Below are 24,546 nucleotides of genomic sequence, written 5' to 3'. Positions count from 1 at the left end.
GTTTCCCAAGTGATGCTTGTGAAATGCATAGTATAGATTGATATATTTGACGATAGAGGAGCAATGATTATGAAGAAAAAAACGTTGTTGTTAATGATAATCATGTGTGTGATAGGGAGTTTCACTGGCTGTTCATCTGAAAACAAAAAGGAAGAAAATGATACTCCAGCGATTGATACCCCTAGTAATAAAAAACTGTCAGAACTGGAAATGTTAGAAAAATATATGTCCATAATGGGCGATACGGATGAGGAAGTTGTCAGTGTTTTAGGTTATGGTACAAAAACGATTGATGAGAATAGCAACGCAATCGTTCTAAGAAGATACAGTTTGAATCTGTTTGGTGAGATATTATCCATGATTTTGTCATTGGAGGACGGAAACGTTATGGATATGTCAATTACACCGACGTCAGGGACATATGATGAGTGGCTTCAAAAGATTACGGAGTTATTAGGAAATCCAGACGAAACCGTAGAGGCATATAAGGACCAAAGTCAAGAAGTAAGGGCAAGTGCATGGAATCTTGATAATGGAAGTCTTACATTGCGGTCGGTTGGTGGGATGGTGTTGTTGAGAGTGAATCAGTAAAAGTTCGATACAAAGTATGTTATATGACAGGCAGTTTCGTGGATTGCTTGTCATATTTTTGCGTTTGAAATGGGGTTTGTTCAATCCTAAGCCTTGTACTATGCCGTATTCCTTTGGTATAGATGGTTGTTGTGAACAGTGACAGTGTCGGCAAAAAACAATAAATTCAAAGTGGATAAAATTGATTTCTTGCCGATAATATGGTATAATGATACATAGAATGTAGATTAAATAAAGTGGAGGAATCACCGTGAAATATATATCGGTTTCAGAGATGGCAAAAAAATGGGGAATATCTGAGCGGACAGTGAGAAACTATTGTGCACATGGTAAAATAGAAGATGCATTTACAGGGGCGAAAGGATGGAATATCCCTGAAAATGCGGAACGCCCTGAACGAATTAATAAGTCTTCTAATATGCCTCGTACATTGCTTGAAGTTTTAAAAGACGAAAAAGTAGGTAGAGTATCTGGTGGAATATATCATAAAGTACAGATTGAATTAACGTATAATTCTAACCATATAGAGGGGAGTAGATTGACTCATGATCAAACTCGCTATATCTATGAAACAAATACAATTGGTGTCGAAAAAGAATCTTTTAATGTAGATGATATTGTAGAAACAGCGAATCATTTTCGATGTATAGACATGATAATAGACCAAGCTACGCATATGATTACTGAAAAGCTTATGAAGGAGCTACATTCGGTATTAAAAAATGGAACAAGCGATAGTCGCAAGAATTGGTTTGTAGTAGGAGACTATAAAAAACAGCCGAATGAAGTAGGTGGCAATATGACAACAGCACCAGAACAAGTACAGATTGAGATTAAAAAACTATTGGAATATTATAATTCATCGAAGCCAAAAACAATGGATGAAATAATAGATTTTCATGTGAAATTTGAGCGCATTCATCCGTTTCAAGATGGTAATGGTCGTGTTGGCAGACTGCTATTATTTAAAGAATGTATTCGCAATAATGTTGTTCCTTTTATTATTGATGAAAAATTGAAGATGTTTTATTATCGTGGTCTTCAAGAGTGGGGCAATGAACAAGGGGATTTAAGAGATACATGTCTGAATGCACAAGATATTTTTAAAGAGTATCTGAATTATTTTCGAATTCCATATCAAGAATGATAAATCTGTGGGGCATAAGTCATAAAGCAATGTGCGATAGTTAACACCTCGATTTCTATATTTATATAGTAAAAAAGGAGCTCACACATGAGCTCCTTCGGCTACGGGCATCTCAAGTTTCTGTGGCACAACCACTAAATATAAGATGTCTAATAAATTGTAAAAGGTCAATGAGAATCTCTTACTTTTGAAAATAAGCAACAACAATCGCACCAGGGCCTACATGCGTTCCAATGGTACTTCCTACGACACTTATCGGAAGTGTATCGATATTACCTTCCCAGATATGGCTACTGTCCTTAATATATTTTTGAAGAAGGGAGTCGTCGAAACCAGTATAACCAAGAGTAAGGGGCATGGAAAAATCAATGCCATTGCTTTTGTTAATCAGTTCAATTAACATATTGTTACCATTTTTTGAACCTCTTGCTTTTCCAAGGATAGCAACTTCGCCATCTTGAATTGTAATAACAGGTTTAATTGATAAAAGTCCACCAGCGAAAGCAGCAGTTTTAGAGATACGTCCACCACGTTTCAGGTATTCTAATGTATCAAGCAATGCAAGCAAATGTACTTTCTTTTTTTTCTTATCTAACTCATCTGCAATTTCTTTGGCACTAAGCCCTTGATCACGTAAACGGATTGCTTCATAAACAAGAATTAATTCGCCAGCACAAACATTTTCACTATCTACAACATGAATACAATCCTCATAACCATCAAGAGCAATATTTGCACTTGAATATGTTCCTGATAATTTGGCAGAGAGCGTAATAACAACAGCAGTTTCGCCAGCGGATTTAATCTGTTCGTAGAGTTGCTCGAAATCGTAGGGAGAAACTTGGCTTGTTGTTGGCAAACAGTCGCCTTCAACTAATTTTTCATAAAATTGAAATGGAGTAAGCGTGATACCATCGAGATATTCTGTTTCACCAAACAATGTTTTAAGGGGTAGGAAGTCAAGCCCTAACTTGTCAGCCTCAGCTTTGGGCATATCACATGCGGAATCTATAATAATATGAGTTTTCATAATAAATCACCTTTCTGATATAAGTTATTGTGGGGAGCTGCGAAACTCTATTGAATGTGTTTAAGCTTCTTGCCTAATGTATGCTAACACAAAACACGCTACATACCTAAGTGCTTCTAGGTGTATACGGAGACGATATCGAAAAGTTGCGGAAACGCCTTCGATTCGGCATCCTGCCTCAGCTCAGGCTGGCTCGGCGTCCATGCCTCGCCTTCCTTGGTTGTAGAGTATACACCAAGAAGTACTATAGATATTTCGCTATCGTTTTTTAGTTGGCATACATTAGTCAAGAAGCAGTCAAGTATATTGAGAGTTTCGCAATTACACAATATTATATAAGTTATCCTCTTACTAAAATTACTATAACGCATAATGATATATAGTGTCAATGAAAATATTTTGATAATCAAAGTATTTTTTGCCACAGATAAAAACACCCTATATTTTCAAATGTATTCTAAGTTAATTAGACCTTTGAGAATATAGAGTGTTTATTTAGAGGGGAGACACTAAGCTACTTGCTCACCATTTACATATAGATGGAATCCATTTGTATTAACAGAAGATAAGTCACCATCAAAAGAAGTGATATAGCTATCTCCAGTTAATGTCCATGTAGAATCAGCATCAATGGTTACGGCTACTGTACCAGCAGCGCCAGTTGTATTGATTGTACCATTAAAGTTTGTAGCATTTTTCATAGTTAAATTAAGTGTTGAGATGGAATCACAAGTGATATTACCTGTCATAGTTTGTGATTCAGCAGTAAAGTTTACACTACCACCATTAGCACCTTCTGTACCCCAGCCACGGCTAGAGCTGTTACCGGCAACTGTTAGTAATGTATCATTGGCTAATGTTAAAGCTACATCAGATAATGTAATGTCACAGTTTGTATTAGTTACATAGAATAAATCACCAACTTTAGATGTTAAGCTTCCACCACTCATTGTGAAAGTAGCATCACCGATTGCAGCGTCACCAGACATACTTTGATAAATCATTACGCAATGAATATTTTCTTCACTGTCTTGGTATGTACTAGTCATATTACCAGTTAAATCACAGTTTGTTAATGTAACAGAGTTTTTACCTTCAACAACAACTGCTTCTGAGTTGTTTGCAGTAAGAGTTGCATCGCTTACTACGATATTAGCAGTACTATAGATAGCAGGACTGCCTGTACCGTTAGTTACATAAGAACCACCAGTAACATTAACGTTACCGCCTCCACGGTCACTACGAATAGCGGCTGCGGAATTACCTTCTGTTTGAACATCAAGGTTTGTTGCATTCATAGTACCGCCACCAGTTGTTTGGATACCACCAGAATTATTGTTTGTTGTTCGAATTGTTGAGTCAGAGATATTAACAGTAGTGCCTTCGCCGTAGCTGAATACACCATTTCCATTAACAGCAGTTGTATTAACAGTTGCATTACTAATAGTAAGAGTTGCACCATTAAGAGCTAATAAGCCTGCATTTTGTCCATAGAAATCTCCATTTTCAGTGTTAGAGGAATCACCAGCTGTTTTTTCAATTGTGATACCATCTAAACTAACAGTAGCACCATCAACACGAAGAGCATTCTCATCATCTCCTGTAGATGTATATGTTTCATTTGCAACGGTAGAATCGGAATCAATGGTATTAGCTGCTGTACCATTTGTTACAGTAGAGCTTCCACCGAAACCGCCACCACTTTGAAGATTCTTAACAATAATAGAAGTTGCATTATTGTTAGCATCAAGAGTTAGTTCTAATACAGAGTTAGCAGTTATACTATCAATAGTTCCCTCTTCACTACCTTGAAGGAATTCTACTGTAATTGCTGTACTGTCTGTAACTGTGAAAGTAATTGTTTCTGTTCCTTCTGTAAAACTTGAACCACCACCGAAGTTTCCGCCAGAAGGCATCTCACCCGAAGGAGCGTTACCAGTACCATCACCCGAAGGCATCTCAGGAGGAGTACCAGCGTCACCTGAAGGAGCATTACCACTAGTACCATCACTTGAAGGCATCTCAGGAGGAGTGCCAGAACCATCAGAAGAACCAGGGCCACCACCAGCACTTGTCGTTAACTCACCTTTAATGGCAGTTACGGTATTACCATCTACGCTTTGGACTTTCACATATGTTGATTCAGAAGCATTTGCTTCATCAGAAGTTTCCGTGGTTTCTGTCGCTTCAACGGCAGTAGTTGAATTGGTAGTTTGATTGTTTGAATTCTTACCACAACCAGTAAGAGCACCTGTAACAAGGGTAACGGATAAACCTAACACAAACATTTTCTTATATAAATACATCTTTCTCATAAAAATTCTCCTTTCAATATGTAAACGTGTGTTGTTTTTTTGATTAATAATTATCATACTCAAAGTATAAAACATAGATGTATTCGAATTGTGAAGATAATGTGTTTATTTGGTGAACGTTCATAAGGCTTATTTTCAACAAATAATAATTCGTGAAATATAATAATAGAAAGTGATACAGAAAAAATGGGGATATAATTCTTGTATTTAATGTAAATAAGTGCTATGCTTTTGACTAGAATGGTAGATTAGGGGGTAGGAGACCATTATGAATAAAAAGAAAATCAAATATATAAAAGACGTAATTATTATACTTATAATTATGATAGCAGTAAGAGGTATCATCTGCTTTTTCAATGGAGATAAACTCTTCAATAATTTATCCATATTAATGATGGTTACAGTTTCAATATCCTATCTGTTTTTCAATCTTGTATTGAAGATTCATGAGGACTAGACAGTAAGAAGGAATACAAATTTACGCCTTTACATAAAACCATATATTTGCTATCATAGAAAGAGACAACAATAAAATATAGAAAAAGAGGGATAAGATGAATATCTAATCAATAATTCGTTACAACAGAGATGTTTTCAATTACCTATGTTATTAATAGGTTTGTTTCTGTTACCGATTTATAGATTAGTATATGCATCGATAGTTATTTAGCAGGCAGTTTCTATAAATGTCCTGTTATTAAACGTAAATCCTTTCGCATAGAATCTGTTTTCGGTAACATACTGAGAGCAGATTTTTTTATTTGTAGGAAAGTCTGCTTATATAATAAAAACGATTCTGTTACGGAGGCACTTTTTTACACTAGACTTTGAAAAATAACAAAAAAGGAGTTGGTTTATATGCTACAAATTAAAAACCTAACAATTACACATAAAAAAGATTTACGAACAATGTTGGAAGATTTTTCACTGACATTGAATGATGGAGATAAGGCAGCAATTATCGGAGAAGAAGGGAATGGAAAATCTACATTAATTAAATTGATTTATAATCCAGAGCTAATCGAAGACTATATCGAATACACAGGGGAGATTATCAATCCAAACAATCATATTGGATATCTAGCGCAGGAATTACTAAGTGAGGATATGCAGAAGACAGTGTATGAATATTGTTCAGAAGAAGAGGTATTCTTTGAACTAACACCAAAGGAATTGACTGATATTGCACGTCAAGTGGGATTTGATATGGAGCGATTCTATTCGGATCAAAGTGTGGCAACCATGTCAGGTGGAGAGAAAGTAAAATTGCAATTGGCAAGATTATTAATGAAGCAACCAGATTTATTATTGCTTGATGAACCATCGAATGATTTGGACATTGATACACTAGAGTGGTTAGAAACATTTATAAATAGGTGTAAGCAACCAGTATTATATATATCGCACGATGAAACATTGCTAGAGAATACGGCAAATATGATTATACATCTGGAACAAGTGAGGAGAAAAACAGTTTCGAAATATACGGTAATTAAGATGGGATATCGTGAGTACTATGATACGAGAATACGTGGATTAGAACATCAAGAGCAAGTGGCGAAGAAGCAAAGAAGTGATTATCAAAAGCAAATGGATCGATATAATCAGATACAACAAAAAGTAGAGCATCAGCAGAATGCAATAACAAGGCAAGACCCGCATGGAGGGCAGTTGTTGAAGAAGAAGATGCATTCTGTTAAGGCAATGGGAAAACGATTTGAGAGAGAAAAAGAGGATTTCTTAGAGATTCCAGATACGGAAGATGCTATGTTCATTAAATTCACGAATAATGCAGCAATGCCAAATGGAAAGGTAGTAGTAGATTATTCATTAGAGGAATTATGTATAGAAGATAGGGTATTAGCAAAAGGAATCCATCTACAAATTGAAGGACCAAAAAAGGTATGTATTATAGGTAAAAATGGTTGCGGAAAGACGACCCTAATGAAACTGATAGCGGCTAAGATGTTAGAGAGAACCGATATTAAGGCAGCATATATGCCACAGAATTACACAGATCTTCTTGATATGGAACAAACACCAGTGGAATTCTTAACAAGAACAGGGGATCGAGAGGAGAATGTAAGAATCTGTACCTATCTGGGAAGCATGAAATATACTGCAGATGAGATGAACCATAAGATAAAACATCTTTCAGGGGGGCAGAAGGCGAAATTAATTCTCTTGAAGATGAGCATGGAAGGATACAATGTATTATTGCTAGATGAGCCAACACGGAACTTCTCGCCACTATCAAATCCAGTAATAAGAAGAACATTGTCGGACTACACAGGAGCAATTATAAGTATATCTCATGATAGAAAATATCTGGGGGAAGTCTGCGATACGATTTATGAATTAAGTGAAACAGGATTGAAGGAGCAAAACGAATATGGAACAATATAATTACGTTACATCATATAAGGATAATGAAAAAGTAAGAGCAGCATTAAACAAATTAACGACCGATACGTTTGGATTTGACTTTGAAGCGTGGTATCAGAATGGGTATTGGAAGGAAGAGAGCTATATGCCACATTCCCTTATGGATGGCGAGCGAATGGTTGCAAATGTGTCAGCAAACAGAATGGAATTTGTAATAGATGGAGAGACTAAACATTATATCCAAATAGGAACTGTGATGATGGCGAAGGAATACCAAGGTCAAGGTTTAGGAAGATATCTAATGGAGAAAGTAATTGCGTTATACCAAGAAGAAAGTGATGGAATATATCTATTTGGAAATGATAGTGTACTTAATTACTATCCTAAATTCGGATTTCAAACTAGTAAGGAGTATGTTTATAAGAAGACATTGCAGGAAAACCAGTTATCATTAGATAAAGACAGTATAGAGTTTATCGAAATCAAGAATCCATCAAATGAGGAGCGACAAAGGTTCTTTGATTATATTCACCATGCCGTAACGAATGATGGCATGACAATGAGAAATGTTGGATTAATGGGATTTTACCTTCATGATATGGAGGGGGTATATTATAATAAGAAGTTAGACGTTTATGTAGTAGCAGAGATTGCCGATGAGACATTATATCTAAACGCTATTATTGCGAAAGAAAAGGTAGAATTAGATAGGATTTTAGATTCATTTGCAGGAGCGGTCAAGACGGTAGTACTTGGCTTTGTACCTGATAGGAAAGACGAATTTGAAGTAGAGGAATTTAGGGAAGAGGACTGTACGTTGTTTTATATAGGCGAAGAACTTGAAAGAGTAGAGGAAGAGAAATTACATTTTCCAACGCTATCCCATGCATAACGAAAAAGTGATAGTATAGTTAGATATTTGAGAATTAATGTGCTATAATGATTGAGGTTGACAAAATGAGAATTGACTCATTGATAATTAAAATTTAAAGGACGGTGATTACATGGGCAGTGACGGTCGAAGTCATAGGCGGAGTAGAATAGAATATAGCAGGATGATCGATCGACAGTGTTCATGTTGATAGATTATTCATTCTGGGCTACTCCCGAGTACAAATTGTAATTAGAAAAGGAGATAGTAGAATGCAAATTAAGAACGGAAAGAAGGAAACGGTATTACAAGAACTCATTGCAATTATTACGAGTAATGTGTCAGAGCAAGAGATTCGAGAGAAATTAGATGATTATCATGAAAATGATATAGCAGAGGCATTAGAAAACCTTCAAAAGCCAGAAAGAGAAAGACTTTATTCTATACTTGGAGTAGAGAAGGTTTCGGAGATCTTCACATTCTTAGACGATATAGGAACATATCTGGAAGAAGTAGAGCCAAGATTGGCAGCAGATATTATTGAAAACATGGATGCTGATGATGCAGTAGATGCTCTCGATGAAGTAGATTCGAATATGCAAGAACAATTAATTCAGTATATAACAAAGGAAGCAAAAGAAGATATTGAATTAATCCGTTCGCATGATGAAGATGAAATTGGTAGTCAGATGACTACAAACTATATTGAAATCGGACGAGACTTGACAATTAGACAAGCAATGAAAACATTAATCGGACAAGCAGAAGAGAATGATAATATCTCTACGATTTTTGTTAAAGATGAGAATAGTAAGTTTTATGGTGCAATCGATTTGAAAGATTTAATATGTGCTAGAGATTATGTAGAATTAGAATCATTAATTAGTACATCATTCCCATTCGTAAGAGCATCAGAAAAGATTGATGAATGTATTGAACGTTTGAAAGATTACGCAGAAGATTCTATTCCTGTTCTTGACGATACAGATACATTAATCGGTGTAATTACATCGCATGATATCGTAGAAGTTGTAGATGATGAATTAGGCGATGATTATGCTAAGTTAGCAGGTTTAACAGCGGAAGAGGATTTGAATGAAACACTTCCTCAAAGTATGAAGAAGCGTTTACCTTGGCTAATTGTATTGCTTGCACTTGGGTTGGTAGTATCTAGTGTTGTTGGAATGTTTGAAAAAGTAGTATCTCAGATTGCATTAATTATATGTTTCCAATCGTTGATTCTTGATATGGCTGGTAATGTAGGAACACAATCATTGGCGGTTACAATTCGTGTATTAATGGATGAGAGATTGACAGGAAAAGATAAAGCAAACCTAGTATGGAAAGAAATTCGTGTTGGTTTCATTAATGGATTGCTATTAGGCTGCTTGTCGATTCTGTGTATTGGCGGATATATCTGTCTGTTCAAAGGAAAATCAGCAATGTATGCATTCTCTATATCTGGTTGCGTTGGTGTTGCCTTAATTGTTGCGATGACAATATCAAGCTTTGTTGGAACAATAATACCAATGTTCTTTCACAAGATTAAAATCGATCCAGCAGTTGCATCAGGCCCATTAATTACAACAATAAATGATCTTGTTGCAGTTATTACGTACTATGGTGTTGCTTGGGCATTATTAATAAATGTACTACAATTGACATAAAGAATGAAGAAAGAGCCTGAGAGCGTTTTATAATAAACCTCTTGGGCTTTTGTTGAATTTATAGGAATGTTAGATTGCCAGTATCTTAATATACATTGAAGGGATACTGTTAGAATATTGCTACTTAGTATGTTAGTATGAATGAAATTCATAAGAAAAGTAAAGTAGATGGAGGGATAATCGATGGAGAGTTTAACAAAGAATAAGCAAGATAAAAATGTAATAAAGCAGATGGTAGAAAAAGCATTTCCAAGTACGGGGTGTGATAAAATAGAAGAATTAAAAGAAGGATTTTTTAATGTTGCCTATTACATAACTCTGACAAATGGGGAACATGTAATATTAAAGGTTGCGCCTCATCCAGATGCAAGAATTATGTCAAATGAGAAGAATATTATGTTTAGTGAGGTAGATTCCCTTCGCTTAGTAAAGAGAGAGACGGAAGTACCGATACCAGACATATTATATTATGATGATAGTCATGAAATCTGCCCTTCGGATTATTTCTTTATGAGTGTAATTGAAGGTGGATCGTTTAGTACATTAGGCGAATCGTTAACGGAAGAGGATCGAAAAGGAATACAGAAACAGATTGGCGAGTATAATTATTCCATGAATCAAATTACGGGAGAACGATTTGGTTATTATGGACAGCAGGATTTACAAGGAGATTGCTGGTTTGAAGTATTTAGAGATATGTTGCAATTAGCATTCTATGATGCACGTAAAGCAAATATTGAGATACCTTATAAGGAAGAAGAGATACTTAGCTTATTAGAAAGAGATAAATCTTGTTTTGATGAAGTAACTATTCCAAGATTTGTTCATTGGGATTTATGGGCAGGCAATGTATTTGTTAAAGATAATATGGTAACGGGAGTAATCGATTTTGAACGATGCATATGGGGAGACCCACTTTTGGAAGTTGGATTCCGTTGCTACGAGAGAAACGTTGATTTCTTAGAAGGATATGGTTTGACTTCGCTTACAAAAGAAGAGGAACGTAGAGCAAATTGGTATGACATCTATCTCTTCCAAATAATGATATTAGAAGGTGAGTATCGTCAGTACGAAACAGATGATGCGTATAACTGGGCGAAAGAAATGCTTGTGAAATGTGTGTCTGCAATTGATTTGTTAGTAAATTAATGGTAGAGTAATAGAAAGATAATGTAGTTGATGCCAATTTGAGCTTCTATCAAATTGGCATTATCATTTTGGAAAAGGGAGATAGCATGAAAGAGAGTACAGCATTAATATTAGAAGGTGGCTCATTACGATGTATGTTTACTGCGGGAGTAACGGATATGTTTTTAGCAAATGAAATTGAATTTCCTTGCGTTGCAGGCGTATCGGCAGGTTCACTAAGTGGGCTTAATTATATTTCAAAACAAATGGGAAGAACAGCTAAAGTTAGTATTGATTATATAAAAGACAAACGTTATGTAGGATTTCGCAATCTAATTCGTTATCGTTCTGTCTTTAATTTTGATTTTTTATTTGATGAGATAGGAAAAGAGTTATTGCCATTTGATGAAGAAGCATTCTATGAGTCAGCACAGAGATATGTAGCCTTTGCTACCGATTGTAAAACAGGGGAGTTAGTGGATTTTGAAAAGGGAAAGACAGAGGAGTTGATGAAGGGATGTCGTAGTTCTGGAAGTATGCCGCTACTCTCGCCAATTGTTACTGTAGATGGTATGGAATGCTTAGATGGTGGAATTGCAAATCCAATACCGATTGATTGGGCGTTAAAGGAAGGCTATGAGAAAATCGTAGTAGTGTTGACAAGACAAGAAGGGTATCGAAAACATCCAACATCAAAGACAATGTTGAAGGCATACGAAAGAGTCTATAAAGAATATCCATATTTACTTGAGAAGTTACAACAGGTGCCAGATCATTATAATGAAATACAAGAGACAATCACTTCTTTGGAGAAAGAGGGAAGAATATTCGTTATTCGTCCAGAAAAACCAGTAGCCGTATCTCGTGTAGAAAAAAATGTACAGAAACTACGAGACTTATATGAGATAGGGAAAAAAGTTGCGAATAAACGTATGCAGGATATGTTAGAGTACTTAGAGTAAAAAAGCGTTGCTGTGAACGCTTTTTGTGAACAGTAACAAAAAAGCATAATCGTGATAGAATATGAAAGAAAAGTGATTGTCTAGTAGATTGTAACATGATAGAATAGTGATAAAATAAGGAGTAGTCTATTTAAGACAACGCTATTTTATGATGGAGGGATTAAGATGTTTGGTAAACTATTAGATTATCAAGTTAAGAACCAAGAGGTTATAGTAAAGTTTGAGAAAAGACAGGCAAAGATACAGATTATCACAGATGAGATATGGAATGTGTTTGCTTCTTTTGATAGTGAAGAAGAGCAATCAGCAGCAATTGAAGGGAACAAACAGTTACATACGGAATTTACAGTTGTTAAGAAAGAAAATTATATTCAGATAGCAACAAATAGTGTAATTGCGAATGTATATGACGACTTAAAGATTGATTTTTGTGATAGCAAGGGAACTATAATCTGTGAAGATTATAGGGGAGAACGAAAAGTTCAGAGTGGTGTGAGTGAAGAATTTATTCAAATGGCACTACAAGAAGGACATCAAGTTGAACAAAAGAAAGCGCATTATAAGATAGAAGTTTTGAAGAAAATGCAAGGCGATGAAGCATTTTATGGATTAGGGGATAAAACAGGATTTTTAAACAAACGTGGATATGAATATGAGATGTGGAATACGGATAACCCAGATCCACAAGTAGACTGCTTTAAGGCACTATATAAATCCATACCATTCTATATTGCGCTAAGAAAAGAGAATGTATACGGTTTATTCTATGATAATACATACCGCAGTTATTTTGATATGGGAAAAGAGAGTGAAGAGTACTACTTGTTTGGAGCAGAACAAGGAAATCTAAACTATTACTATATAGCTGGAGATAGCATGAAAGACGTAATCGGAAATTATACCTATCTGACAGGACGTACAGGAGTACCACAACTTTGGACGCTAGGATATCAACAATCCAGATGGGGCTATGAATCAGAATGCCAAGTACGTGAGCTTGCAGCAAATCTACGTAAGCATGACTTGCCATGTGATGTTATTCATCTTGATATTGATTATATGGAACGCTTCAAAGTGTTTACATGGAATAAGGAGCACTATGATGATCCGAAAAAATTAATTAAAGAGCTTGGAGAAGATGGTTTTAAGATTGTAACCATTATTGACCCAGGAGTTAAGGTAGAAGAAGGATATCCTGTATATGAAGAAGGTATCAAGAACGGTTATTTTGCAACAGATAAAGAGGGCGATATCTATGTGAATTCTGTATGGCCAGGAAAATCAGTGTTCCCTGACTTTGGAAATGAAGAGGCAAGAACATGGTGGGGAAACAACCACGCATTTTTACTAGAGCAAGGTGTACGTGGTATCTGGAATGATATGAATGAACCAGCCAGTTTCGAAGGGCCCCTTCCGGATGATGTTGTATTCTCAGACGGAGTAAGAAAAGCGGATCATGCAAAAGTACATAATATCTATGGACATATGATGGCAAAAGCAACCTATGAAGGATTAAAACGAATCGATGGCAGAAGACCATATGTAATAACAAGAGCTTGCTATGCTGGAAGTCAGAAATACGCAACAGCATGGACCGGTGACAATCATAGTATCTGGTCGCATCTAAAGATGGCAGTACCTCAGTTATGCAACTTAGGAGTAAGTGGTATGGCATTCGTTGGTACAGATATCGGAGGATTCGGTTCTGATGCAACGAAAGAATTACTATGCAGATGGGTACAGGTAGGATGTTTCTCGCCACTATTCCGAAACCACTCTGCTAAGGGAACAAGATTCCAAGAACCTTGGCAGTTTGATGAAGAGACCATTGCGATTAATCGAAAATATATTAAGTTACGTTATCGCTTGCTTCCTTATTTCTATGATTTATTCTATCAAACAGAAAAAGAGGGATTGCCAGTTGTTCGTCCGTTGATTATGCATTATGAACAAGACGAAATCGTTAAGAATATGAATGAAGAATTCTTAGTAGGTGAGAGCGTGTTAGTTGCGCCTGTATTAGACCAAGGACAGATGTGTAAGATGGTATATCTACCAGAGGGAACGTGGTATGATTACTGGACAAAGGAGATGATAGAAGGCGGAAGATATATCTTACGTGATGCACCACTTGATGTTTGTCCAATCTATGTGAAGGCAGGTGCGATTCTTCCGAACTATACAGAACAAAGTTATGTAGGAGAGAAGAAACAAGATACATTGATTCTTGATATATATCCTGGTGAAGGTAGCTACACACATTATCAAGATAATGGAGAAGACTTTGCTTATCAAGAAGGGGCATACAATGAATATCAGGTTAAAATTGATAAGGATAATAACTGTACCGTTCGTCTTGTACAAGAGGGGTATGACGCGAATTATACAAGTATATGCATAAATTGCTTGGATCATGTAGTAGAGTTTCAAGTAAATGATATGGATAAAGTATCAGAGGGACGAGTTAAAATAGTAAAGTTATAGCGAAAATATAGCGCGAATATAGGAAAAAATTTCTTGACAATTAAAAATGAGCCTAATATACTTAAATTATATGTGCTTTTGAAACAAAGTGTTTAGCAGCCCAAAGGGGGATAATTATGGCTCAGAAAAAAGGACTAGTTTTGAATGAATTTGATGGTCATTCTATGATGGAGGCTTTTAATAATGCATTCGAGATTAAGAAAGAGGTTACAGCAAATCAGCCACTTCAATTTGTAGAATCTTCTCGTTCTTTAGTCGTAAAACAAGGGGAAACAGAGAGACAGAATTTAATACATGAACAGGAAAAGCCCAAGGAAGATGATACATTAGCGATGTTAGCGAGATTGGTTCGGTAACAGAATGATGTGTATAGATTAAAGATAAAAATAGTTACATAAGGGGAGGAAATTATGATTAGTTTATTGAATGGCTATTTGATGAGTTACTATGGAAATAGTGATATGCTTGACATGGCATACGCAATCGTAGAGTATATTGGCGAAGATGTATTAGGGATTATATTTTTGGCAGCCTTAGTAATTTCTTTGGTGGTTTACTTTACATTTTTATCAAAAGGTAATGAAGGAAGATTTAAGGGAGTTACAGCGTGGTTTTATGATGTATTGCATTTTAATAAGTTAATAATGGAGCCACTGTTTAAGCTTATTTATATGTTTGCCGCTATTTCTGGCACGGTTGTTTTCATTGCTTTGATGAAAGATTCCGTTGTGGGTGGTATTGCATCGTTAATCGTATATAATTTGGTTTTGCGCGTTATATATGAGGCAACATTAATGTTTGTTATGCTCTGTAAGAATACAAGAGAGATTAACATGAAATTAAAAAATCAAAACAATCCAAGCAATTCGAATAGTGCTATGCCACAATATAACCAACAGATGGCGAATCGTTACCAAGTACCGAATGTTTCAACGCAACAAAGTGCACCAGCACAGAACGTAGCACAACCACAATCAGTACCAGTGCAGAAAGTAGCACAACCACAACCTACACCAGTGCAGAATGTAGTACAACCACAACCTACACCAGTGCAAAGAGTAGTGCAACCACAACCAGTTCAAACCACACCAGTACCACAGCCTACGCCAGTAGAGACGGTGAGACGTTGTTCAAAATGTGGAAGTGGACTAAAACAAGACGATATATTCTGTCCAAACTGTGGTAACAAAGTGGCAGAATAGGTAAGAGATAGAAAAAGCGGGGCTTGTTATAAGCCTCGTTTTTTAATCGCCTTTGCTGCCGAGATGGTTACTTCTCTCATCAAAGAAAGCGTTGTTGTCGGGATTGATTGCAGAACTTATGAAGTCTTTCGTTCTAGAATCAACTTGACTATTCTTTGGTTGTTTTTTAGAAGTAGAAGATGTTGTTTTATTCGTAGAGGAATTTTTTTTGTTATCCATATAAGTGAATATCCTTTCTTTTCTGCTTTATATAGTAGGGATTTGCAAACCTAGTATTACTAGTAGTTTTTGCAATTGAATAAAAATTTATACAGGATTTATATAAAATATATTGGAATTAAATTGGTAAAGGCGAAAAATAATATTGTTAGCTGACAAGACAGCCAACTTGACAAATTGATGATAATGTGCAACAATACGTGTTAAAGAATTAAAATGTTTACGATAGGAGTAAGTCATGGAAGAGTTAGTAAAACAGCTTGAGCTGTTAAAAAAAGAGAGAGACGCAGTTATATTGGCGCATTACTATGTAAGTGATGAAGTACAAGCTGTTGCAGACTATATAGGAGACTCTTACTATCTTAGTAAGATAGCGACTACAGTAAAAGAAAAGACTATTTGCCTATGTGGTGTACAATTCATGGGGGAAAGCGCGAAGCTATTAAACCCAGAGAAAGTTGTTGTTATCCCAGATAAAAATGCGGATTGTCCAATGGCGCATATGGTTGATATAGACCGAATTAAGAAAGTAAGAGAAGAATACGAAGACGTAGCAGTTGCTTGCTATATTAATTCTACAGCAGAATTAAAGCAATATGCAGATGTATGTGTTACTTCAGCAAATGCTATGAAAGTGGTACAATCACTACCAAATAAGAACATTTTCTTTATCCCAGACGAACATCTTGGAAGATACATTGCAAGTAAATTACCAGAGAAGAATTTTATCTTTAATGACGGTTTCTGCCATGTGCACACAAGTATTACTGCTGAGAACGTGAAGAAAGCAAAAGAAGCAAGACCAGACGCAAAAGTTCTTGTACATCCAGAATGTAAATTAGAAGTACTTGAATTAGCAGATTATATCGGTAGTACATCAGGAATTATTGATTATGCTACGAATAGTGAAGATAAAGAATTCCTAATCTGTACAGAGATGGGAGTATTTTATGAGTTAAATAAGAAAAACCCTGATAAACGATTCTATTCCGTTGGGCATAGACAATTTTGCCCTAACATGAAGTTAATTACATTGGATAAAGTAGTTCGTTGCCTTATGGACATGTCACCAGTTATTGAACTTGACACTGATATAGCTGAAAAAGCTAAGACTCCACTAGACAGAATGCTTGCGTTGTCGTAGTTGAAAATTTATTTTCAACTGGAGATTTGTGCTATACATAAGGTCTCCGTATTTTTGAAAGGAGCAGTTTGTTAATATGATGCAGAATAAGTATCAAGTAATCGTTGTTGGAACGGGCGCAGCAGGGCTATATGCGGCTCTTTCTTTGCCAGAAGATATGTCTATCTTAATGATAACCAAAGATTCAATGGAGAATAGTGATTCCTACCTTGCGCAAGGTGGAATATCCGTATTAAAAGATGAGTCGGATTATGCTGCGTATTTTGAAGATACGATGCGTGCAGGACACTATGAGAATAATAAGGAATCTGTGCATGTAATGATTGAATCGTCAAGAGCAATCATTAATAAGTTAATAGAATATGGTGTGGAATTTGATTGTTATGATGATGGTAGCTTTGCCTATACGAGAGAAGGCGCACATTCGACGTATCGAATTCTTCGTCATGATGATCTGACTGGAAAGGAAATAACAAGCAAGTTGATTATGCAAGTTAAAAAGCGTAGTAATATTGAAGTTATGGAATACACAACGATGATTGATTTGATTTCGGGTAGTGATACGTCGAGTATTTGTGAAGGAATTGTACTTGAAGAGTCTACAGGAGAGATTAAGAATGTTTATGCAGATGCTGTGATATTAGCAACAGGGGGAATTGGTGGCTTGTTCAGGAATTCAACTAATTTTTCGCATATCACAGGAGATAGTTTTGCCATTGCATTACGACATAATGTAGAGTTACAAGATATACACTATATTCAGATTCATCCGACTGCATTATATACAAAGAAAAAAGGACGTAAATTCCTAATGTCAGAATCATTACGTGGAGAAGGCGGACTTTTGCGAAACAGTAAGGGTAAACGTTTCGTGGATGAATTATTACCGAGAGACGTAGTAACGGCTGCAATTAAAGAAGAGATGGAAAAAGAGGGAACAGACCATGTTTACCTTGATTTATCACATTTGCCAGCAGATATGCTTAAAAAGAGATTTCCAAACATCTATGAAAAATGTTTAGAAGAAGGCTATGATTTAACGAAAGAGCCGATTCCAGTTGCCCCAGCACAACACTACCTTATGGGTGGCATCAAAGTTGATACAGAAGGTGCGACAACATTAAAGAATCTGTATGCGGTTGGTGAAACTGCTTGTAATGGCGTTCATGGGGCAAACCGTTTGGCAAGTAACTCGCTATTAGAGAGCCTTGTGTTTGCGGAAAGAGCTGCTGATAAAATTATAGAAGAATATAAAAATGAGTGCAATGAGCAAGTGCAATACGAGCAAGAGCTTGTGGCAAGGCAGACAGAGAAATCATTAGAATCACAAGTATTAGATGAAGATAAACGTTATGAATTATTCAAACAACTAATATGGAAAGAAATTAAACGAGAGGATGAGACGTTTTATGTTAGATGGTGTAACAATGCATATTAATATTGACGAATATATTAAAAATGCTTTAAAAGAGGATATAACAAGTGAGGATGTAACTACAAATTCCGTTATGAAGGAATATCAAAAAGGAAGTGCACAGTTGATCTGTAAAGAAGATGGAATTATCTGTGGTCTTTCTGTATTTGCTAGAGTGTTTGATATGCTTGATAGTGAATCAATCTTTGAAACAACATACCATGATGGAGATGTAATGAAAAAGGGCGAGTTAATCGGAACAATAACAGGCGATATCCGTGCTTTGTTATCAGGAGAAAGAACAGCTCTTAACTACCTTCAAAGAATGAGTGGTATTGCTACTTATACGAATGAATACGCGAAGGAATTAAAAGATTATAAAACAACACTTTTAGATACAAGAAAAACAACACCAAATATGCGTCCTTTTGAAAAATATGCAGTTCGTGTTGGTGGTGGTTCAAATCATAGATATAACTTATCCGATGGAATTTTATTAAAAGATAATCATATCGGAGCAGCAGGTAGTGTTGCGAAAGCAGTAGCTATGGCGAAAGAGTATGCTCCTTTTGTTCGTAAAATCGAAGTAGAAGTAGAAAACTTAGACATGGTTGCAGAAGCACTTGAAGCTGGTGCAGATATTATTATGCTTGATAACATGGATAATGATACAATGAAGAAAGCAGTTGAGATGATTGGTGATAAAGCGCAGACAGAATGTTCTGGTAATGTTACAAAGGAACGTTTACGTGAAATCGCTGAAATCGGAGTAGACTTCGTATCTTCCGGAGCATTAACACACTCAGCACCGATTATAGATTTATCTCTTAAAAATCTAAAACCAATTCAATAAATAACGCATGTACTTGTGTAAGATACGTATTAGAAGCAAAACTTTGATATGTTGTTGAGCTTCTTCGCTACTGTCCTATAATACGAAACACGCTACACACCTAAGTACTTCTAAGTGTGTAAGGATCGTTGTTGGAAGTTTACGGAAACGTCTTCGATTCGGCATCCTGCCTCAGCTCAGACTGGCTCGGCGTCCATGCCTCGCCTTCCTAGGTTGTGGATTACACACTAAGAAGTACTAGAGGTGTTTCGCTACCGTTTCTTAATTATAGGACAGTAACGAAGGAGCAGGATACATATTGAAGTTTTGCTAGTTTTGTGTATTGATACACAAGTACGGGGAAGTTGTTGAATAGATGTTATCATGAACTGACCTTCTATAAGTTAGAACTTGGAATTCAACTTATGGAAAGGGGGGGGGAAATGAAAAGGTAAATTCCACCATAGATAAATTGGGCTTTACAATGAGGAAGGAGGGTACATCTATGCCTGTAAACATGATGACTGATAAAATCTATAAAGTTGATTATGATGCTTGGAATAAGGAAATAAGCGCAATGCCCATATTTAATAATCCAGACATTCAGAAAATGTATATAGATAAATGGATGCAGGAATTAAAGGAACAGGATATGTTGGCTTGCAACCAGTATTATGATCAAAAAACAAGAGCATTAATCTTAAAAGAAAAAGCAGAAGCACCTGAAAATTTTCAGTTGCCGATTTTGTATAAATCAAATAATATGTATATTCATTTTCGAGTATCACGCATAATTCAAATGTTAGAATATTCTCAAGTTTCGAGTGATAATGCACTTGATATACAAATCGATGAGTTTAAAGACCTAAATAGAAATATTAATTGGACATCAACAAGTGATAATGTAAGGGTTAAATCGAATCCAATTATTATGGCACCTTTGACATTGGGTAAATACTATAAGTGGATTGTTGTTGATGGAAATCATAGAATAACAGATGCCATTTCAAAAAGAGTAAAAATAATCAAGGCATTTTGTTTAGATGTAAATTTGCTAGTACAAAGTAATATGTTCTGTACTGGATTTGACAAGTTGTTATATATTTTTCAGAATGAAAGTGTAGCTTTAGCAACATTTATCAATAAAGATGGTTATTCAGACGAAGATGCTCTGAAATTATCTTATTTTTGTTCAGGAAACGTGCAATATTATGAATAAAGTGATAGCTTGAAGATAAACAACTAATGCTTAATTATATGACATATGCCAAGTAGAAACTTCAAATTTAACTGGATATATTTTTGCAGAAGATCGCCTCGGCGGTCTTTTTTAATTATTAGGAAACTTCTCAAATCCAAAGAAATAGTGTATACTGAATTAGAAATAAAAAATGGCATAACAAAAGAGCGAAGGTGTTGCTTCGCGATGACTTTGTTTATGGAGTTTTTTGTTTTTGGTTCGAACTGCATTATTTGACGATTTGAAGAGTAGCATGGTGTTTGGAATTAACCAAATCCCATTTGCTTTCGATATTGTTCAAATAATGCAGTTTTTTTATGGTAAACCTCCAGAACCAACATGGAAGCACCACACTTCGAACATTTTAAAGGATCATATCCGAAGGTTAAGAGGATAGAGTTTCTCCAATCTAGTAGAGATTTTAGAAATCTACACTTCTCATTAGAGAGGTATTTGAAAAGATGCTTTTCTTGTTTGTGATGTTTGGCATAAATACCGTAGTGGCGTACCATTTTAAAATGCTTCTCAGGTATGTGCATAATGAGTCTCTTGATAAAATCAAGAGCTGGAATTGTTTCTGTTATAAGAGCATCATCTTCGTGCCTGTTATAGTGAAAAGTAATATTTTCACCATCATAGGCATCAACTCTTGAAGCAGCAATTACAGGTCGTCCTAGATATCTGGTAATATATTTGATGGTTTGATCAAGAGTGCAATCATTTGGTTTTGCACGAAAATAAAAAACATCAGAATGCAGGGCATACATTTCATTCTAAGAATTCTCGAAGGTTGAATGTAGGTGAACAATTGATGAAAAAGTCTTTTCATGTTATACTTTTTAACATAAAGAATAGTTAAGAGTTTTGCCAAGATAATCTGTTTGATTAGCCTAGAAAGTAGATTTTTGGTGATATTGTTAAAATAACGATTTAGGAGGAAAAATATGAGTCATTTTATATTTCCAAGACTTACAGATGAAAAACAATTTGAACATTTAGTTGCAGATTGCTATAGAGCATTATATCCCGAATCACAAGTTGATGAGTATGGGAGGAGAGGACAAAAGCAATATGGTATAGATATTACTGTACAGATGGAATTGCAGCAGGAATTGCAGCTGTGGTGTATTCAATGCAAAAACTATGAAACGATTTCTGTTTCGGATATTGATGAACTACTTAGTAAATGTACTTATTATATGATTAATCCATTTAGCAAGTTAATCATAGCAACGGCTGCGTCTAATGATACAAAAATTGTAGATCATCTAATTCAGATACGAAATGTTCACAGCTTTCCTTTTGATTTAGAGTATTTGTCATGGGAAAGAATATGTAGTTTTATTGAAAATAATCCTTCCGTTTATCAAAAGTATTACAGTTCATTACAGCAAGTGAATGCATTTAAGGATAATTTTTTTGAAATCGTTAAGCAGTATGAAATAGGTGCTTTTTTACGTATAGATCCAATGATAGAGGGACTTAATATTAATATTCCTGCTAATCTCGATATTTGTAAAATTGAACTAGAAACTCTTCTTGATAATTATATCGAAAGAAATAATGATGTTCTGTATTTGAAAATTGGCGAATTTATGAATTGGTTGGATTCTTATAATGGGAACTTAAGTGTTATATTGTATCCGAATCCAAATGGATATGATAGGTTTGTATATCTTCCTCGCGTAAACGGTGTTGATGATAAAAGAATGGAGATAGAGCAAATGGTTTTGGAATTTAGGAAGCATTTGACAAAGCTAATGAACGAAATTGCGGCATATATGGAGTGAAAGAAATATGTGATTGTTGCAAGTAGTGGTTCAGTTTGAAATGCGGTTATTTAAATGAAAATTATTGCTATAAACGGAAATGTACTGGTTGTTTAGCCTGTAAAGTCAAAGGAAGTAAAAGCTAAGGACATTGTGCTTTAAATGATGCCTAGGTTTTAATAAATATATCATTTCTTCATAATGGTCATTAAATATGCTTTGTAGTATGTTCATAAGACTATTATGAGGTAAAACGTCGAAAAAAGAAAGCCCCAAATTCCCCTCATGAGTGAGGGGGATTTGAGAGTGGCGAAACCACTTGAGTCTTGACTTTTTTTATATAAAAGCATTCTGTAAATTTGATATGCACCACTACAAATCACACAATTCTCCTAGTTTCACAAAAACGTTCTTTCTTACGATTATCAATTAACATCTTAGCGTAATGTTCCAAGTCTCTATGTTTTTTCTTAACTAATTCCTTGCCGATTTCGAGAAGGCAGTCAATTGCTTCGGGGGAAGTATCATCCATGGAAGGGACATGCTCTTTTTGGCTTGCTGCGATTCGTAGGTAGTGATTGGCTACACCTAGTATGGAATATAATTTGTTCAGTTGATAATCAACGGTTTGTTCACTTGCATCCATTAAGACATCTAAGATGGAGAATGCCCAGTTGATAGCACCCCAATGTTTTACCTTATTATAAGAATACGATTTTGCCGTACTTACGTTTCCGATGGAGAGAATCATGGTATCCTCTATTTTCTTAACACATTTGAGCTTTAACGCTTCGATAAGGGCACATAGAGAAGGATTGTTGGCAAATACACCACCGTCTATTAAACAATCCTCATAAAGCGTATTAGGCCTTGTGGTAGTGGGTGGGAAGAACGTAGGGGCAGCAGTTGAGGCAAGTACGGCATCTGCAAGATTATAATTGCGTTCTTCGGATTTTAAACTAGATAAGGAATTGAAGAAAACAGTGTCTCTCGTTTTCATATCGTAAGAGGTGAGTAGACATGGTTTAAGTAGATTAGCAGTTTTGATCGAGCCAAAATAGGAATTTAGTTCAGCAGACAGAGCTTTATTCTTGTATTTGGGACCAGTTAGACCACCAAGAGTACGTAGTTTATGTAAAGGGCTTGTTTGAAACATTGTTTTTCCTTTTGTCAAATATAAGTCGAGAGCATCGGAAGCAGTATATTTAGGACGATTATAGTCATCTGGACATAATAGTAATGCTGCCAAGATAGAACCTGTACTTGTACCAGCAATGAGGTCGAAGTAGTCAACGAGATAGACAGTATTTGAGCCAGTGTATCTTTTTATAATATTTTCAAGTTCAATTAATACGAGTGCGGATATAATGCCTTTCATGCCACCGCCATCAATGGATAAAATAGTAGTACTCATATAGATACCTGCTTTTTTACTAATATATGAAGGAGCAGGAATGTATATGAGTACTTATTGGTTTCTACAAATCTAAATTGGCTTTTTGACCTTTCTGACCTCGTTTACGCATTCGAACTTTCTTGGCACTTAGTTCTTTTGTGTTATACGTGAAGGATTCTGCATTTAAATCCTGAGCAGTTGCAAATACAACATAATCGTTAGCATCAAGAGCAATGGCCTTGACACCACGGCTTGTCTTCTTGAGTTCGGAAACTTCCTCTAATGGGAAACCGAGAGAAGCACCTTTTTCGGTAAGTAATATCACTTTCATTGTTTGTGATAGTATATCGTGGGCAGTTAAAATTGTAATGGATACAAGTGAGTCATCAGCATCTAGCTTAGTAGATGTAATCATAGCACGAATAGTTTCGAATTCAGCACCAGAAACTTGCTTGATAAAACCATTTTTCGTTGTAAATAATAATTGTGATTCAAATAATTCTTCAAAACAAGTATATACTAAGATGTCTTCCTTATCGACTTTACATAAAGTTTGAATAAGAGAACCTTTATCCTTGGTCTTGCCTTTCGGTATAGCACTTGCCTTGATTTGGTACATATTTCCTTGCGCCGTGAATAAGCATAGTTTATCTGTATTCTTCATCTGAATAATATGGGCATATTCTTTTAACGTATCTTCCGAAGCACGAGTATAACTTGCGGAATCGAGAGACTTCGTATAGCCGAATT

21 protein-coding genes and 1 pseudogene are annotated in these 24,546 nt (G+C 35.6%); 16 read left to right on the top strand and 6 right to left on the bottom strand.

What is annotated here, in order from left to right; translation table 11 throughout:
* Positions 1-69: 69 nt before the first annotated feature.
* Together RMR19_RS21395 and RMR19_RS21390 are read left to right on the top strand one after the other, a co-directional pair.
* Positions 70-591 (top strand): hypothetical protein, encoded by a 522-nt coding sequence (locus tag RMR19_RS21395; RefSeq protein WP_310605541.1) that lies wholly within the window; start codon positions 70-72, stop codon positions 589-591.
* A 250-nt stretch (positions 592-841) separates the two neighbouring features.
* Entirely contained in the window at positions 842-1,738 is an 897-nt protein-coding gene (locus tag RMR19_RS21390) for a Fic family protein (RefSeq protein WP_310605540.1), read from the top strand.
* A 181-nt stretch (positions 1,739-1,919) separates the two neighbouring features.
* On the opposite strand, the gene RMR19_RS21385 is transcribed toward RMR19_RS21390, so the two are convergent.
* Together RMR19_RS21385 and RMR19_RS21380 are read right to left on the bottom strand one after the other, a co-directional pair.
* A complete protein-coding gene (locus RMR19_RS21385) occupies positions 1,920-2,768 on the bottom strand; it encodes a DegV family protein (protein WP_310605539.1) in 849 nt (282 codons plus the stop codon).
* A gap of 509 nt (positions 2,769-3,277) precedes the next feature.
* Entirely contained in the window at positions 3,278-5,083 is a 1,806-nt protein-coding gene (locus RMR19_RS21380) for a hypothetical protein (RefSeq protein ID WP_310605538.1), read from the bottom strand.
* A gap of 268 nt (positions 5,084-5,351) precedes the next feature.
* On the opposite strand from RMR19_RS21380, the gene RMR19_RS21375 reads away from it, so the two are divergent.
* The 9 genes from RMR19_RS21375 (at position 5,352) to RMR19_RS21335 (ending at position 15,782) form a co-directional block, all read left to right on the top strand.
* Complete coding sequence (locus tag RMR19_RS21375; RefSeq protein ID WP_310605537.1) at positions 5,352-5,540, top strand: hypothetical protein; 189 nt, start codon at positions 5,352-5,354, stop codon at positions 5,538-5,540.
* A 401-nt stretch (positions 5,541-5,941) separates the two neighbouring features.
* Complete coding sequence (locus RMR19_RS21370) at positions 5,942-7,489, top strand: ABC-F family ATP-binding cassette domain-containing protein (protein WP_310605536.1); 1,548 nt, start codon at positions 5,942-5,944, stop codon at positions 7,487-7,489.
* Positions 7,476-8,360, top strand: coding sequence for a GNAT family N-acetyltransferase (locus RMR19_RS21365; protein ID WP_310605535.1), 885 nt, complete (start codon positions 7,476-7,478; stop codon positions 8,358-8,360). Before RMR19_RS21370 ends, RMR19_RS21365 begins: the two co-directional genes overlap by 14 nt.
* Positions 8,361-8,611: 251 nt before the next feature.
* Positions 8,612-10,006 (top strand): magnesium transporter, encoded by a 1,395-nt coding sequence (mgtE, locus tag RMR19_RS21360; RefSeq protein ID WP_310605534.1) that lies wholly within the window; start codon positions 8,612-8,614, stop codon positions 10,004-10,006.
* 183 nt (positions 10,007-10,189) lie between these two features.
* A complete protein-coding gene (locus RMR19_RS21355; RefSeq protein WP_310605533.1) occupies positions 10,190-11,155 on the top strand; it encodes a phosphotransferase family protein in 966 nt (321 codons plus the stop codon).
* Between the two features lie 86 nt (positions 11,156-11,241).
* Entirely contained in the window at positions 11,242-12,096 is an 855-nt protein-coding gene (locus RMR19_RS21350) for a patatin-like phospholipase family protein (RefSeq protein WP_310605532.1), read from the top strand.
* A gap of 165 nt (positions 12,097-12,261) precedes the next feature.
* Positions 12,262-14,580 (top strand): glycoside hydrolase family 31 protein, encoded by a 2,319-nt coding sequence (locus RMR19_RS21345; protein WP_310605531.1) that lies wholly within the window; start codon positions 12,262-12,264, stop codon positions 14,578-14,580.
* A gap of 116 nt (positions 14,581-14,696) precedes the next feature.
* Positions 14,697-14,936: a hypothetical protein gene (locus RMR19_RS21340; RefSeq protein ID WP_310605530.1), complete on the top strand. Its 240-nt coding sequence runs from the start codon at positions 14,697-14,699 to the stop codon at positions 14,934-14,936.
* Positions 14,937-14,990: 54 nt separating this feature from the next.
* Complete coding sequence (locus tag RMR19_RS21335) at positions 14,991-15,782, top strand: zinc ribbon domain-containing protein (protein WP_310605529.1); 792 nt, start codon at positions 14,991-14,993, stop codon at positions 15,780-15,782.
* Positions 15,783-15,824: 42 nt separating this feature from the next.
* Here RMR19_RS21335 and RMR19_RS21330 read toward each other — a convergent pair whose 3' ends face one another.
* Positions 15,825-16,001, bottom strand: coding sequence for a hypothetical protein (locus RMR19_RS21330; protein ID WP_310605528.1), 177 nt, complete (start codon positions 15,999-16,001; stop codon positions 15,825-15,827).
* Between the two features lie 238 nt (positions 16,002-16,239).
* On the opposite strand from RMR19_RS21330, the gene nadA reads away from it, so the two are divergent.
* The 4 genes from nadA to RMR19_RS21310 all read left to right on the top strand — a co-directional run bounded on the left by nadA (position 16,240) and on the right by RMR19_RS21310 (position 20,610).
* Positions 16,240-17,145, top strand: coding sequence for a quinolinate synthase NadA (gene nadA, locus RMR19_RS21325; protein ID WP_310605527.1), 906 nt, complete (start codon positions 16,240-16,242; stop codon positions 17,143-17,145).
* Positions 17,146-17,221: 76 nt separating this feature from the next.
* The gene (locus RMR19_RS21320) at positions 17,222-18,583 is read left to right on the top strand and encodes an L-aspartate oxidase (RefSeq protein ID WP_331654817.1); all 1,362 of its coding nucleotides are present in this window, start codon (positions 17,222-17,224) and stop codon (positions 18,581-18,583) included.
* Positions 18,555-19,412, top strand: coding sequence for a carboxylating nicotinate-nucleotide diphosphorylase (nadC, locus tag RMR19_RS21315; protein ID WP_310605526.1), 858 nt, complete (start codon positions 18,555-18,557; stop codon positions 19,410-19,412). Before RMR19_RS21320 ends, nadC begins: the two co-directional genes overlap by 29 nt.
* Positions 19,413-19,896: 484 nt before the next feature.
* Positions 19,897-20,610 carry a hypothetical protein gene (locus tag RMR19_RS21310; RefSeq protein WP_310605525.1) on the top strand — a complete coding sequence of 238 codons (714 nt, stop codon included), beginning with the start codon at positions 19,897-19,899 and terminating at the stop codon, positions 20,608-20,610.
* A 287-nt stretch (positions 20,611-20,897) separates the two neighbouring features.
* On the opposite strand, the pseudogene RMR19_RS21305 reads toward RMR19_RS21310, so the two are convergent.
* Positions 20,898-21,404, bottom strand: a pseudogene (locus RMR19_RS21305) (transposase); the annotation flags it as partial.
* 171 nt (positions 21,405-21,575) lie between these two features.
* Here RMR19_RS21305 and RMR19_RS21300 point away from each other — a divergent pair.
* Complete coding sequence (locus RMR19_RS21300; RefSeq protein WP_310605523.1) at positions 21,576-22,421, top strand: restriction endonuclease; 846 nt, start codon at positions 21,576-21,578, stop codon at positions 22,419-22,421.
* A 358-nt stretch (positions 22,422-22,779) separates the two neighbouring features.
* On the opposite strand, the gene RMR19_RS21295 is transcribed toward RMR19_RS21300, so the two are convergent.
* Together RMR19_RS21295 and RMR19_RS21290 are read right to left on the bottom strand one after the other, a co-directional pair.
* Positions 22,780-23,814 carry a patatin-like phospholipase family protein gene (locus RMR19_RS21295; protein WP_310605522.1) on the bottom strand — a complete coding sequence of 345 codons (1,035 nt, stop codon included), beginning with the start codon at positions 23,812-23,814 and terminating at the stop codon, positions 22,780-22,782.
* A 64-nt stretch (positions 23,815-23,878) separates the two neighbouring features.
* Positions 23,879-24,546: DNA gyrase C-terminal beta-propeller domain-containing protein (locus tag RMR19_RS21290; protein ID WP_310605521.1), on the bottom strand; the 668-nt coding region annotated here is incomplete at its 5' end.

The organism is Anaerosporobacter sp., from assembly GCF_031551385.1.
Classification (GTDB): Bacteria; Bacillota; Clostridia; order Lachnospirales; family Lachnospiraceae; genus Anaerosporobacter.
Note: the sequence above shows the minus strand (reverse complement) of the source record. Positions and strands in the feature narration are given on the sequence as shown.

Excerpts from the sequence above, each read along its gene's own strand:
- RMR19_RS21380 (WP_310605538.1), bottom strand. The coding sequence starts at position 5,083 with ATGAGAAAGATGTATTTATATAAGAAAATGTTTGTGTTAGGTTTATCC.
- RMR19_RS21365 (WP_310605535.1), top strand. The coding sequence starts at position 7,476 with ATGGAACAATATAATTACGTTACATCATATAAGGATAATGAAAAAGTA.
- RMR19_RS21320 (WP_331654817.1), top strand. The coding sequence starts at position 17,222 with ATGATGCAGAATAAGTATCAAGTAATCGTTGTTGGAACGGGCGCAGCA.
- RMR19_RS21330 (WP_310605528.1), bottom strand. The coding sequence starts at position 16,001 with ATGGATAACAAAAAAAATTCCTCTACGAATAAAACAACATCTTCTACT.
- RMR19_RS21340 (WP_310605530.1), top strand. The coding sequence starts at position 14,697 with ATGGCTCAGAAAAAAGGACTAGTTTTGAATGAATTTGATGGTCATTCT.
- RMR19_RS21295 (WP_310605522.1), bottom strand. The coding sequence starts at position 23,814 with ATGAGTACTACTATTTTATCCATTGATGGCGGTGGCATGAAAGGCATT.
- RMR19_RS21345 (WP_310605531.1), top strand. The coding sequence starts at position 12,262 with ATGTTTGGTAAACTATTAGATTATCAAGTTAAGAACCAAGAGGTTATA.
- RMR19_RS21335 (WP_310605529.1), top strand. The coding sequence starts at position 14,991 with ATGATTAGTTTATTGAATGGCTATTTGATGAGTTACTATGGAAATAGT.
- nadC (WP_310605526.1), top strand. The coding sequence starts at position 18,555 with ATGTTAGATGGTGTAACAATGCATATTAATATTGACGAATATATTAAA.
- RMR19_RS21375 (WP_310605537.1), top strand. The coding sequence starts at position 5,352 with ATGAATAAAAAGAAAATCAAATATATAAAAGACGTAATTATTATACTT.
- RMR19_RS21350 (WP_310605532.1), top strand. The coding sequence starts at position 11,242 with ATGAAAGAGAGTACAGCATTAATATTAGAAGGTGGCTCATTACGATGT.
- mgtE (WP_310605534.1), top strand. The coding sequence starts at position 8,612 with ATGCAAATTAAGAACGGAAAGAAGGAAACGGTATTACAAGAACTCATT.
- RMR19_RS21355 (WP_310605533.1), top strand. The coding sequence starts at position 10,190 with ATGGAGAGTTTAACAAAGAATAAGCAAGATAAAAATGTAATAAAGCAG.
- RMR19_RS21310 (WP_310605525.1), top strand. The coding sequence starts at position 19,897 with ATGCCTGTAAACATGATGACTGATAAAATCTATAAAGTTGATTATGAT.
- RMR19_RS21300 (WP_310605523.1), top strand. The coding sequence starts at position 21,576 with ATGAGTCATTTTATATTTCCAAGACTTACAGATGAAAAACAATTTGAA.
- RMR19_RS21395 (WP_310605541.1), top strand. The coding sequence starts at position 70 with ATGAAGAAAAAAACGTTGTTGTTAATGATAATCATGTGTGTGATAGGG.
- nadA (WP_310605527.1), top strand. The coding sequence starts at position 16,240 with ATGGAAGAGTTAGTAAAACAGCTTGAGCTGTTAAAAAAAGAGAGAGAC.
- RMR19_RS21385 (WP_310605539.1), bottom strand. The coding sequence starts at position 2,768 with ATGAAAACTCATATTATTATAGATTCCGCATGTGATATGCCCAAAGCT.
- RMR19_RS21370 (WP_310605536.1), top strand. The coding sequence starts at position 5,942 with ATGCTACAAATTAAAAACCTAACAATTACACATAAAAAAGATTTACGA.